Genomic DNA, 12,778 nt, shown 5'->3' on the forward strand with positions numbered 1-12,778 from the left:
AGGCCGATCCAGGTTCGAGCGCTCGAGCGGAGGGCCTTCACCGCGTCGGCGCAGGCTTCGCATCCACCCGGGTGCGATACACCATGTACGGCGTCTGCCGGCGATCCACGCCACCATTGAAGCCGGCCTGTCGATGCAGCTGGTTGGCGGTGAAGTACAGATAGCCGTCCGGCCCCATCGACAGCGTATCCGGCCACAGGATGCGCGGGTCGTGCACCACCGTCGTCCATCGCCCCTGCGCGTCGCGGGCATGGATGGCGTTGTGCTCGTAATCGCTCGCATACAGCCGGCCGTTGGCGTCCATCTCCATGCCATCGGAGGCGCCCTTGTCGCCCAGGTCGACCACAGCTGCCGCCAGTGCCGCCTCACTCACCTTCGGGTCGCGCAGCAGCGCGGTCGGCACGCTGTACAGATGACGACTGGACAAGGGCGTGTAGAACAGCGTGCCGCCATCGGGCGACAGGGCGATGCCATCGGCGGCCACGGTAAACGGCGCCGATGAACCATCGGCGTTACGCAGCCGCATCTGCTGCCCTTCCACGATCGGCACGAAGGCGGCATCGGCCGAGGTGGATACGTGGCCGACCAGTCGCTTGGACGCGACGCCAGTGGCGAGGTCGATCACGATGATGCCGCCGATACCGCTCAGCGACGAGTCGGTCACGTAGGCCACGCCCTCGCGGCCAACCCGGAAATCGAAGCGCACATCGTTGACATAGGTGCGCGCGTCGATGACGTTGGCCGGGAACACCAGCGTCTTGACCACGGTGTTGGTGGCAAGGTCGATCGCCACCAGTTTGGCACCTCCGGCCTGTGGCGCAGAGAACCCGGGCGCGGCGGTGTCCAGCACCCACAACCGGCCCTGGCCATCGGCCACCACGCTCTGCACGCTGATGAAATGGGCCGCCGGATCGGGACCGTCCTTGCGGTTGATGCGCGCATCCGGATAGGGAACGGCGCGGCCGTCGCGCCATTCGGCCACGCTGTAGTCCACCTCATCGCCCCAGCGCGGGAAGTTGACGAAGATCCGCCCGGTCTCGGACACCGCCACGCTGGTGGGCATGGCACCTTCGAAACGCGCCACCGGTTCGAGGGTGCCGATGCTGCGCTCGCTGGGCAGCAATGGGGTACCGGCGATCGCCAGCATGGGGGAACTGGCCAGGGCCAGGACGGCAGCCGCCAGGCTGCGGATACGGCAGTTGATCATGGTCGCGGTCTCGATGCAGGTCCGGGTGCAGCCCCGGCGTGGGTGCATCTTCAGCGGCGCACCTGGCATCGGGTAGACGGTGCAACGGGGAATCAGCTTCACTGCAGGAGTGAAGATTGCGACCTGATTGATCCTGTTGATCAAGGTAATCAGCGATGCCTATCAGCTGGCTCTGCTTGCGGCGCCATCAACAACTCCGCCAACCCGCGGTAGATCGGCACGCGGCAGACCAGCCCGGACACGCCGCGCGCGATCAGCACCGTGGCCAGGATCGGCAGCAGCAGATCGCCGCTGTCGGTCAGCTCCAGCGAGATCACCGCCGAGGTCAGTGGCGCCTGGGTGACGCCGGTCAGGTAGGCACACATGCCCAGCAGCACGAACGCGCGCGGGTCCACGCCCGGCATCAGTACCGCCAGGTTGTGGCCCAGTCCCGCGCCGACCGCCAGCGCCGGCGAGAACAGGCCGCCGGGAATGCCGGCCACGTACGATGCGAGGTTGGCCAGCAGCTTCATCAGTCCGAACTCGTGGCCGACCATCGCCTGCCCCTGCACCAGGCTGCGCGCCTGTTCGTAGCCGGTGCCGAACGCGCCTTCACCGAAGACCAGGGCGAGCAGTACCACCACCAGACCGCAGCCTGCGGCCAACAGAACCGGATGCCGCTGCCGCAGTTCCCCGAGCCAGCGCGGGCGGCCCGCCGCACTGGCCAATACCGCGCGTGCGAACAGGCCTCCCAGCAAGCCCGCCACCACGCCGCATAGCAGGATGGCCAGCCAGCCCTGGCCGAGCGGCAGGCGTGCGCTCACATGGCCGAAGTAGGTGTAGTTGCCCAGCAGGCCCAGCGACACCACGCCACCGACGATCACCGCGGTCAGCAATGTGCCTGAGAAGCGATGCTCGAAGCGGCCGCTGAGCTCTTCGATGGCGAAGACGATGCCGGCCAGCGGCGTGTTGAACGCCGCCGCGATACCCGCCGCACCACCGGCCAGCAGGAAGTGCGAGAGCTCGCGGGGATCCTTGAAACCGAACCAGCGGCCGAACAGGTACATCAGGCTGGCGCCCACATGCACCGTGGGACCCTCGCGCCCGACCGATGCGCCGCCGAGCAGCGACAACGAGGTCAGCAGCAGCTTGCCGGCTGAGACCGCAGGCGAAAGATTGGTCCTGCGGAATGGCTCATCGGGCTTGTCCAACGCAGCGATGACCTGCGGAATACCGCTGCCCCGCGTGGGTTTCAGCACACCGGAAGTGAGCCACGCCAGCAGCGCGAAGATGCCCGGCGTGAGCAGCAGGGCCCACCACGGCGAGTGCGAGGTGATGCGCTGGAACAGATGGAAGGCCGCGTCGCTGGCCTTGGCGAACAGGATGGCCACCAGCGCCACGGCCACGGCGCCGCCCCAGAGCGCAGCACGGCGGCGCCAGGCCTCGCTGAGAACCAGCGCGGTGATGCGGCCGCGGAGGCTGTAAAGATCAAACATGGGCAGGAGTCTGCGCGCTGTCGTACCGGTTGGGCAGCGGCCACTGTGGCCGAAGGCCTTGCTGGATACGGTGAAACACCGCATTTCCACCGCACCTGACTGGATGCGCGCACTGTAAACCATTGTTCGAATAATATTGTTGACAGCCTTCATCTACCCACCCACACTGCCGCCCTCGCTCCATTCGTACCCAAGGTCCCGCCATGGCTGCTGCCATCCGCCACGACTGGCAACACGACGAACTGCAGGCACTGTTCGATCTGCCGTTCCCCGAGCTGCTGTTCCGCGCCGCCGCGGTCCATCGCGAGCACTTCGACCCGTCGCAGGTGCAGGTGTCCACGCTGCTGTCGGTGAAGACCGGTGGCTGCCCGGAAGACTGCGCGTACTGCCCGCAGGCGCAGCGCTACAGCACCGGGGTGAACGCGCAGAAGCTGATGGAGACCGATGCGGTGCTGGCCAAGGCACGTCAGGCCAAGGCCGCCGGCGCATCGCGCTTCTGCATGGGCGCGGCGTGGCGTTCGCCGAAGGACCGCGACATCCCGAAGGTGGCGGCGATGATCGCCGGGGTGAAGGCACTGGGGCTGGAGACCTGCGCCACGCTGGGCATGCTCAGCGGCGAGCAGGCGCGTGCGCTGAAGGATGCGGGCCTGGACTACTACAACCACAACCTCGACACCGCGCCGGACTACTACGATTCGATCATCCACACGCGCCAGTACCAGGACCGCCTGGACACGCTGGAGCATGTGCGCGATGCCGGCCTGAAGACCTGCTGCGGCGGTATTGTCGGCATGGGCGAGACGCGCGCGCAGCGCGTTGGCCTGCTGCTGGCGCTGGCCACGTTGCCGGCACACCCCGATTCGGTGCCGATCAACAAGCTGGTGCAGGTGGCGGGCACGCCGCTGCATGGCAGCGCCGAACTGGACCCGTTCGAGTTCGTGCGCATGATCGCGGTGGCCCGCATCGCCATGCCGCGCTCGATGGTGCGGCTGTCGGCCGGCCGCGAGGCGATGAGCGACGAACTTCAGGCGCTGTGCTTCCTGGCCGGTGCCAATTCGATCTTCTACGGCGACAAGCTGCTGACCACCGGCAACCCGGAAAGCGAACGCGACCTGGCCCTGTTCGCGCGGCTGGGTCTGCAGCCAATGGCAGTACAGGTGGATGCCGAAGGCCACGACCACGGCGGCACCGTGCACGCAGATATCAGCGCCGATACGCCCGGCTGCGGCTGCGCTCACGCGGCCTGAGACGGGCCGCAAGCAGGCGCAGCGGCAACGCGCTACCCTAGCCGCCCCGTCGACGCATTCAGCCACCATGGCCCGCCCCGACCTGACCGCCCGCCTCCACGCCCAGCGCGCTCTGCGCGATGCCCAAGGCCGTCGCCGCCCGCGACGCACGGTCACCCGTCGTGATGGCGTGCGCCTGGAAGTGGACGGCCAATGGCTGACCGGCTTCTGCAGCAACGACTACCTGGGCCTTGCCCAGCAGTTCAGCGTGGTCAACGCGCTGCAGGACGCCGCCGCACGCGAAGGCGCTGGCGCTGGTGCCTCGCACCTGGTCTGCGGCCACCACGCGATGCACGACGCACTCGAACGCGAGGTGGCCGAGTGGCTGGGTTACCCGCGTGCATTGCTGTTCGGCAGTGGCTTCGCCGCCAATCTGGCGGTGCAGCAGGCACTGCTGAGTGAAGAGAACGATGTCTGCGTACAGGACAAGCTCAACCACGCCAGCCTGCTCGATGCCACCCGGTTGGCCGGTGCACGTCTACGTCGTTATCCGCATCTGGATGCGGAAGGCGCGATGCGTCAGCTCAAGCACGCGCCCGATGGCGCGGCAATGCTGGCCACCGATGGTGTCTTCAGCATGGATGGCGACATCGCACCGCTGCGTGCATTGTCGCTTGTGGCACGCCTGCAGCAGGCGCTGTTCTATGTGGATGATGCGCACGGTGTAGGCGTGGTCGGTGATGGCCGTGGTGCCGTGGCCGCCGCAGGACTGGGCGTGGACGATGTGCCGCTGCAGCTGGTCACACTGGGCAAGGCGCTGGGTGGTTCCGGTGCACTGGTGCTGGGCCGCGACGACCTGATCGAGCATCTGGCCGAAACCGCGCGCCCGTACATCTACACCACCGCCGTGCCACCGGCGATGGCCGCCGCTGCACTCGAAGCGGTGCGTCTGGCGCGCAGGAACAACTGGCGCCGCTCCAAGCTGGCCGACCTGATCGCGCTGTTCCGCAGCGAAGCACGCCGCCACGGGCTGGACCTGATGGCCTCGGAAACGCCGATCCAGCCGCTGCTGTGCGGCGATGACCACAGCGCCATGGCGATGTCCAAGGCGCTGGAACAGGCCGGCTGGCTGGTCGGCGCGATCCGCCCGCCGACGGTGCCGGAAGGCAAGGCGCGCCTGCGCGTCACGCTGTCCGCACTGCATGCACCGGAACAGGTGCGGGGTCTGGTCGAGGCCATCGCCAACGCGCGCGATCGCGTCGACCTGGCCGTACGCGAAGCCGCCCCACCGCCGCTGCCCGCTTTTGCCTGAGTTCCGTGTAGTTGCCCATGCATATTGAAGTCACCGGCCGTGGGCCGGACCTGGTGTTGATCCACGGTTGGGCCCTGCAGGGCGGCGTGTTCGCGCCGCTGGTACAGCGGCTTGCGGACCAGTTCACCCTGCATCTTGTCGACCTGCCCGGCCACGGGCACAGCCGCGAGGACACCACGTCGCTGCGCCTGCCGTTCGTGGTCAGTGCCATTGCCGCGGCCACGCCGCCGGCGGTGTGGTGCGGCTGGTCGCTGGGCGGCCTGTTCGCATTGCACGCGGCGGCAACGCTGCCGAAGGTACGCGGCCTGGCAATGATCGCCGCCACGCCGCGTTTCGTGCGTGGCGAGGATTGGCCGCACGCGGTGGAACCGGCGGTGTTCGAGCAGTTCGGGCGCGAGCTGGCCAACGATTTCGGCGGCACCCTGGAGCGCTTCCTGGCACTGGACGTGATGGGCTCGGCGCACGCCCGCGAGGAGCTGCGCACGCTGCGCCAGCGCCTGGTCGAGCGCGGCGCCCCCACTGAACGCGCCCTGCTGGAAGGCCTGCGCCTGCTCGAAAGCACCGACCTGCGCGGCGCCCTGCCAGCGCTGGGGAAGCCCAGCCTGTGGATCGCCGGCCAGCGCGACCGCCTGGTGTCACCGGTCGCCATGCAGGCCGCTGCGGCGCTGGCCCCGGGCGCGCAGGCGCTGACCATCGCCCACGGCGGCCATGCACCCTTCCTCGGCCATGCCGATGAGGTGGCAGCCGCCCTGCAACACTTCGTTGCCGGCCTGTCACCGGCCGATGGCGGACAATGAGCGCCTACCGAATTCCGCAGGACTGACGCATGGATCTGGGTATCACTGGTCGCTGGGCACTGGTCTGCGGCGCAAGCAAGGGGTTGGGCCTGGGCTGCGCGCGTGCACTGGTGCGCGAGGGCGTGAACGTAGTGATCGTGGCTCGTGGCGAGGCTGCACTGCAGATCGCTGCCGACGAACTGCGTGCACTGCCCGGTGCCGGTGAGGTACGCACCGTCGTCGCCGACATCACCACCGAGGCCGGCCGCAAGGCGGTACTGGCTGCCTGCCCGCAGGTGGACATCCTGGTCAACAACGCCGGTGGCCCGCCGCCCGGTGATTTCCGCAATTTCGAGCGCGACGACTGGATTGCCGCGCTGGACGCCAACATGCTGGCGCCGATCGCGCTGATCCGCGCCACCGTCGACGCGATGATCGAGCGCGGCTTCGGCCGCATCGTCAACATCACCTCGTCGGCGGTGAAGGCACCGATCGACATCCTGGCACTGTCCAACGGCGCGCGCAGTGGCCTGACCGGCTTCGTCGCCGGCCTGTCGCGCCGCACCGTGGCCCACAACGTCACGATCAACAACCTGCTTCCCGGCCAGTTCGACACCGATCGCCTGCGCGCCAACTTCGCCCACAGTGCGGGCAAGGACGGCGACGCCGGCGACGTGGCTGAACGCCGGCGCCAGCAGATTCCCGCCGGCCGCTTCGGCACGCCGGACGAATTCGGCGCCGCCTGCGCCTTCCTGTGCAGTGCACAGGCCGGTTACCTCACCGGGCAGAACCTGCTGATCGACGGCGGCGCCTACCCCGGTACGTTCTAAGAGACTTTCGCAATGCCGTCCCACTTCGATGCCCGCCATGTCCGCCGCGCGTTCGCGCGTGCCGCCACCAGTTACGACGCTGCTGCCGCCCTGCAGCGCGAGGTGCAGTCGCGGCTGATCGAATCGCTGGACTACCTGGAGGCACGCAAGCCCGAGGTGGTGCTGGACATTGGTTCCGGCACCGGCCACGCCAGTGCGCTGATGAAGAAGCGCTGGCCCAAGGCACAGGTGATCGCGCTGGACGTGGCCTTGCCGATGCTGGACCAGGCCAAGCGCCAGGCCGGCTGGTGGAAGCCGTTCCAGCGCCTGTGCGGTGACGCCGCTGCGCTGCCGCTGGCCGACAACAGCGTCGACGTGATCTTCAGCAACCTGTGCCTGCAGTGGGTGGATGACCTGCCGGCGGTGTTCGCCGGGTTCCGCCGCGTGCTCAAGCCGGGTGGCCTGCTGCTGTGCTCGACCTTCGGCCCGGAAACCCTGGTGGAACTCAACGAAGCCTTCGCCGCCGCCGACGACCGCCCGCACGTGAGCCGCTTCGCGCAGATCGCGCAGTTCGGCGATGCACTGATGATGGCTGGCTTCCGCGACCCGGTGCTGGACCGCGATCTGTTCACCCTGACCTACGACGACCTGCCCTCGCTGATGCGCGAGCTGCGCGCGATGGGCGCGACCAATGCACGGGTAGACCGCCGTCATACCCTGACCGGGCGCGGACGTTTCGCGGCGGCGGCGGCGGCGTACGAACCGATGCGCCGCGCCGACGGCAAGCTGCCCAGCAGCTGGGAAGTGATCTACGCCCACGCCTGGGCACCGGACCCGGGCGCGCCGATCCGCGAGGGCGGGCATGACGTGGCCGCGGTGCCGGTGTCGGCGATTCCGATCCGTCGCAAGCAGACCTGATCGAACGATCGCGGGTCTGCTTTTGGTAGGTGCCAACCTTGGTTGGCACAATCCATCAGATCGCGGTGCCGCCAGCATCGTGCCGACCAAGGTCGGCACCTACCAAAGGCAGGTATGGGCCAGCACGACAACCCGGGCGATCGTAGCGGCAGCTACTCAGGTGTTGGCCGGCGAACTCAACGGCGGGCGCACCAGGTCGCGGTGGAAGAAATAGATTTCCTGCACCAGGAAGCGCCAGCTGGTATGGAAGCTGCGGAAACGCGTGCTGGGCGTGGACGAGGCCAGCGCATCGATGCCCAGCGCCTTGCTCAGGCGCAGCGCGCGCGCCATGTGCAGCGGGTCGCTGACAATGATCACCCGGTGCAGGCTGCGCTGGTCCATCAGCCGCTTGGCTTCCACCAGGTTCTGCACGGTATTGCGCGAGGCGGTCTCGATCAGGATCGCGTCGTCCGGCACGCCGTGCTTGAGCGCATAGCGCCGCGCGACCTGCGATTCGGAGAAGCGGGCACCGGTACCGCCATAGCCACCGGTGAAGATCAGCAGCGGCGCATAGCGCGCTTCATACAGGTCCAGCCCATGGCGGATGCGTTCTTCAAACACGGGTGACGGCTTGGCGTCATAGGCGGCGGCACCCAGCACGATGATGGCGTCGGCCTTGGCGGCCTGGTCACGCTCCCCCACCCAGACGATCCAGGCGGTCACGCCCAGCAGCCAGATCACCAGCAGCACGAACAGCCGCCACAACCAGCCCAGCAGGCCGGTGCGTTCGCGGTGCCGCCCGCGGCTCACGCAGCCCCCCAGCGCAGCGCTGGCAGGTCGACGTTGCCGCCAGACAACACCAGGCCCACGCGCAGGCCGGCGAAGCGCTGTGGCTGCGCCAGCACCGCAGCCAGCACGGTGGCCGATGAGGGTTCCACTACCTGCTTGAGCACGTCCCACAGCAGGCGCATCGCCGCCAGCGTTGCGGCGTCATCGACCACGATGACCTCGGCACCGGCGGCGCGCAGCAAGTCGAAATTGGGCGCGCCGATCAGGGTACGCAGGCCATCGCAGATGGTGTCCGGGGTGAACGCGCCCTGGCGCTCGCCGGTGGCCAGCGAGCGCGCGGTGTCATCGGCACCGGCCGGCTCGGCCAGAATCAGCCGGGTCTGCGGACTGGCGTGCTGCAGGGCGAGCGCGGTACCGCTGGCCAGGCCACCGCCGCCTACCGGCACCAACAGCGCATCGAACGGGCCGTCGCTGTGCAGCAGTTCCAGGGCCGCAGTGCCCTGACCGGCCATCACCGCCGGGTCCGCGTACGGATGGACCAGGGTCGCGCCCGTATCGGCCTGCACCCTGGCACAGGTGGCCTCGCGGTCGGCGATGGTCGGCGGGCAGCGCCAGAGCGTGGCGCCGTGGCGGGCGATGTTGGCCAGCTTGGCGGCCACCGCCCCTTCCGGCACCACCACATGGCAGGGGATGCCCCGGGTGCGTGCGGCCAGGGCCAGCGCGGCACCGTGGTTGCCGGAGGAATGGGTCACCACGCCGGTACTGGCACGATCGGCATCGAGCGACCACACCGCATTGCAGGCGCCACGGAACTTGAATGCGCCACCGCGCTGCAGGTGCTCGGCCTTGAACGCCAGCTGTGCGCCGGTCATCGCATCGAGCGTGCGCGAGCGCAGCACCGGGGTCACGCTGGCATGCGGGGCGATCCTCGCAGCAGCAAGCAGGACGTCATCGGCGCGGGGCAACAGTGAATCGCTCATGACGCAAGATTAACGTATGCCCCTGCGCTGGCGACCGGGGCACAGGTCATGCCAGCATGCGGGCCTACGCCTCCATTCATCCTGGCCAGCCGGATTAAGGGCCGATTCAATGCCCGCGCACGAAGCTGACTGCACACCCGTCCTCTGGGGGGACCCACCATGAAAATGCGCCTGTTGCTTGCCGGTGGCCTGTTGCTGGGCCTGACTGGCTGCACCACCTACGACTATGTAGGCGGTGGCCGCGGTGGCGGCTACTACCACGGCGCGCCGTCGGTGGAGTACCGCTACCCGGCCGGCTATCCCTACAACTACGGCTACCCGTACTACGGTGGCTATGGCGGCTATTACGGCGGCTATGGCAACCCGTACTACTCGCGCCCGATCTACCGCCCGCCGCACAACCACCGCCCGCCGCCGCGCCCGCCCGGCAACGGTGGCGAGAACCGTCCGCCGCCGCCGAGGCCGTCGTACAACGGCGGTTCCCCGTGGCGGAACATGGATTCGATGCGTCGCCCGCCGCAGTCGAACATGCAGCCGCCGGCGCCCGCACCGCAGGCCCGCCCGGCCCCGGCACCGAGTGCGCCGAGGATGAACGGTTCCCCCTGGCGCAACATGGATCGTGCGACGCAGCGCGCAGTTGAGCGCTGAACCGTCTTGCATTTCACACGGTCTAAGCCGCAATCTACGCGGACAGTGACGGCCCGCGTCACAAAGTGACAAAAACGACACGGGCCGCCGCAAAAAGCTCTACGTCGATATCCGACAGGAACATCTGGATCCCCCCTGTTCCGGCCCTGTCGGATGTCGGCACCTCTGAAGGCAGACGGCCCCGCAATGCGGGGCCGTTTGTTTTGGACCGGGGTCGCCGAGCCATCCACGCATGGCGTGGATCTACCGGGCATTGCGCGCGATGGGCATCCAAGCGTGGCGTGGATCGACCCTGGGGCCGTCATCAGTAGATCCACGCCATGCGTGGATGGGGCCTTTCCCGGCGCCCCAAAAAACAGGGCCGGACAGTCCCCCGACTGCCGGCCCTCTGCTCCCCCATCGTGCACCTGTACCGGCCCCTGTTCCAATTCCGGTCACGGGCGCCTACGGCGCCAGCCACGATGGGTGCTATTGGGTTATCTGCAAAAATCCTGCCAACTTTAGGGTTGATTTCGACGCCAACTGGCCGGCGCCGGCGTCCTGGCCCCGAATGGCGCTAAAATCGCCACCCCGGCGCCGGCGCCCGGCCGCGCCCGCCCCCAGCTGAACAGCCCCCATGAATCCGTCCTTCCATCGTTACGACGTCATCGTCATCGGCGGTGGCCACGCTGGCACCGAAGCCGCGCTGGCCGCGGCCCGCACCGGCGTGCGCACCCTGCTGCTGACCCACAACATCGAAACCGTGGGCGCGATGAGTTGCAACCCGGCCATCGGCGGCATCGGCAAGGGCCACCTGGTCAAGGAAATCGACGCCCTGGGCGGTGCGATGGCGCATGCCGCCGACCGCGCCGGCATCCAGTGGCGCACGCTCAACGCATCCAAGGGCCCGGCCGTGCGCGCCACCCGCTGCCAGGCCGACCGCAACCTGTACCGCATGGCGATCCGCGCCATCGTCGAAGGCCAGGCCAACCTGACCGTGTTCCAGGCCGCGGTCGATGACCTGGTCATCGAAGGCGACGCCGTGCGTGGGGTCATCACCCAGACCGGCCTGCGCTTCGATGCCGAGGCCGTGGTGCTGACCGCCGGCACCTTCCTGGCCGGCAAGATCCATGTCGGCCCCACCCAGTACGCCGCCGGCCGCATGGGCGATCCGCCGGCCACCACGCTGGCGGCACGCCTGCGCGAACGTCCGTTCCAGGTGGACCGCTTGAAGACCGGCACGCCGCCGCGCATCGATGGCCGTTCGCTGGATTACAGCGCGATGGACGAGCAGCCCGGCGACACGCCGCGTCCGGTGATGTCCTTCCTCGGCTCGGTGGACGAGCATCCGCAGCAGGTCAGCTGCTGGATCACCCACACCACCGAGCAGACCCACCAGATCATCCGCGACGCGCTGCATCGCTCGCCGCTGTACAGCGGCCAGATCGAGGGCATCGGCCCGCGCTACTGCCCGTCCATCGAGGACAAGGTGGTGCGCTTCGCCGAAAAGGCCAGCCACCAGATCTTCGTCGAACCCGAAGGCCTGGGCATCGTCGAGATCTACCCCAACGGCATTTCCACCTCGCTGCCCTTCGACGTGCAGCTGGAGATGGTGCGCAGCATCCGCGGCTTCGAAAACGCGCATATCACCCGCCCCGGCTATGCGATCGAGTACGACTTCTTCGACCCGCGCGGGCTGAAGGCTTCGCTGGAAACCAAGCTGGTCAACGGCCTGTTCTTCGCTGGCCAGATCAACGGCACCACCGGTTATGAAGAAGCCGCCGCGCAGGGACTGCTGGCCGGCCTCAACGCCGCGCGCCAGGTGCGCGGGCTGGACGGCTGGTGCCCGCGCCGCGATGAGGCGTACCTGGGCGTGCTGGTGGATGACCTGATCACCCACGGCACCAACGAGCCGTACCGCATGTTCACCAGCCGCGCCGAATACCGCCTGCAGCTGCGCGAGGACAATGCCGACCAGCGCCTGACCCCGGCCGGTCGCGAGATGGGCCTGGTCGATGACCGCCGCTGGAACGCGTTCGAGACCAAGCAGGCTGCCGTGGCCGCCGAGCGCGTGCGATTGGGTGCACTGTGGGCGACCCCGGCCAATGCGCTGGGCCGCGAAGTGCAGGAAACGCTGGGCGTGGCGGTCAGCCGCGAAACCAATGTGCTGGACCTGATCAAGCGCCCCGAGCTGGATTACGCGCAGCTGATGCAGGTGCCGTCGCTGGGCCCGGCCGTGGCCGACGCCAAAGTCGCCGAACAGGTGGAGATCGGGGTGAAGTACGCCGGCTACCTGGATCGCCAGCGCGAGGAAATCGAGCGGCAGCAGCGGCATGAGGCCACGCCGATCGCCGAGGCGTTCGACTATGCGACCGTGCGCGGGCTGTCGGCTGAGGCACTGCAGAAACTGGAACGTGTGCGCCCGCAGACCATCGGCCAGGCGCAGCGTATCCCGGGCATGACCCCGGCGGCGATCTCGCTGCTGCTGGTGCACCTGGAGCGGGCGCGGCGCGGACGCGTGGCGTAACGCGGTCGAACCTGCTTCTGGTGGGTGCCGACCTTGGTCGGCACGAATCATCAGATCGCGATGCTGCATGCATTTGTGCCGACCAAGGCCTCCCGCCCCGGTAGATCCACGCCATGCGTGGATGAAGGCCTTTGTGCCGCCCCAGGTCGGCAC

At 68.4% G+C, this 12,778-nt stretch carries 11 protein-coding genes; 7 read left to right on the forward strand and 4 right to left on the reverse strand.

The annotated features are described in order from the left end of the window. Positions 1–37: 37 nt before the first annotated feature. Both EZ304_RS10300 and EZ304_RS10305 read right to left on the reverse strand, forming a co-directional pair. Positions 38–1,207, reverse strand: a complete 1,170-nt coding sequence (locus tag EZ304_RS10300; RefSeq protein ID WP_142806972.1) for an L-dopachrome tautomerase-related protein — start codon at positions 1,205–1,207, stop codon at positions 38–40. A gap of 149 nt (positions 1,208–1,356) precedes the next feature. After that, entirely contained in the window at positions 1,357–2,682 is a 1,326-nt protein-coding gene (locus tag EZ304_RS10305) for a chloride channel protein (RefSeq protein WP_142806973.1), read from the reverse strand. Positions 2,683–2,885: 203 nt separating this feature from the next. Between EZ304_RS10305 and bioB the strand changes: the two genes are divergently transcribed. The 5 genes from bioB to bioC all read left to right on the forward strand — a co-directional run bounded on the left by bioB (position 2,886) and on the right by bioC (position 7,723). Continuing rightward, the gene (bioB, locus tag EZ304_RS10310; RefSeq protein ID WP_049412416.1) at positions 2,886–3,929 is read left to right on the forward strand and encodes a biotin synthase BioB; all 1,044 of its coding nucleotides are present in this window, start codon (positions 2,886–2,888) and stop codon (positions 3,927–3,929) included. 67 nt (positions 3,930–3,996) lie between these two features. Continuing rightward, positions 3,997–5,220, forward strand: coding sequence for an 8-amino-7-oxononanoate synthase (bioF, locus tag EZ304_RS10315; protein WP_142806974.1), 1,224 nt, complete (start codon positions 3,997–3,999; stop codon positions 5,218–5,220). 17 nt (positions 5,221–5,237) lie between these two features. After that, positions 5,238–6,017: a pimeloyl-ACP methyl ester esterase BioH gene (bioH, locus tag EZ304_RS10320; protein WP_142806975.1), complete on the forward strand. Its 780-nt coding sequence runs from the start codon at positions 5,238–5,240 to the stop codon at positions 6,015–6,017. Positions 6,018–6,046: 29 nt separating this feature from the next. After that, positions 6,047–6,826, forward strand: coding sequence for an SDR family oxidoreductase (locus tag EZ304_RS10325; RefSeq protein ID WP_142806976.1), 780 nt, complete (start codon positions 6,047–6,049; stop codon positions 6,824–6,826). 12 nt (positions 6,827–6,838) lie between these two features. Further along, positions 6,839–7,723, forward strand: coding sequence for a malonyl-ACP O-methyltransferase BioC (bioC, locus tag EZ304_RS10330; protein ID WP_099555220.1), 885 nt, complete (start codon positions 6,839–6,841; stop codon positions 7,721–7,723). A 156-nt stretch (positions 7,724–7,879) separates the two neighbouring features. Here bioC and EZ304_RS10335 read toward each other — a convergent pair whose 3' ends face one another. Both EZ304_RS10335 and EZ304_RS10340 read right to left on the reverse strand, forming a co-directional pair. Beyond that, complete coding sequence (locus EZ304_RS10335) at positions 7,880–8,512, reverse strand: YdcF family protein (RefSeq protein ID WP_099555222.1); 633 nt, start codon at positions 8,510–8,512, stop codon at positions 7,880–7,882. Further along, a complete protein-coding gene (locus EZ304_RS10340; protein ID WP_099555224.1) occupies positions 8,509–9,471 on the reverse strand; it encodes a pyridoxal-phosphate dependent enzyme in 963 nt (320 codons plus the stop codon). Before EZ304_RS10340 ends, EZ304_RS10335 begins: the two co-directional genes overlap by 4 nt. Positions 9,472–9,630: 159 nt before the next feature. Between EZ304_RS10340 and EZ304_RS10345 the strand changes: the two genes are divergently transcribed. Together EZ304_RS10345 and mnmG are read left to right on the forward strand one after the other, a co-directional pair. Then, positions 9,631–10,119 (forward strand): hypothetical protein, encoded by a 489-nt coding sequence (locus EZ304_RS10345; protein WP_142806977.1) that lies wholly within the window; start codon positions 9,631–9,633, stop codon positions 10,117–10,119. Between the two features lie 616 nt (positions 10,120–10,735). Beyond that, on the forward strand, positions 10,736–12,625 hold the full coding sequence (mnmG, locus tag EZ304_RS10355; RefSeq protein WP_099551689.1) for a tRNA uridine-5-carboxymethylaminomethyl(34) synthesis enzyme MnmG: 1,890 nt from the start codon (positions 10,736–10,738) through the stop codon (positions 12,623–12,625). Positions 12,626–12,778: the final 153 nt, after the last annotated feature.

This window comes from Stenotrophomonas maltophilia (assembly GCF_006974125.1).
In the GTDB taxonomy this organism is placed as follows: domain Bacteria; phylum Pseudomonadota; class Gammaproteobacteria; order Xanthomonadales; family Xanthomonadaceae; genus Stenotrophomonas; species Stenotrophomonas maltophilia_O.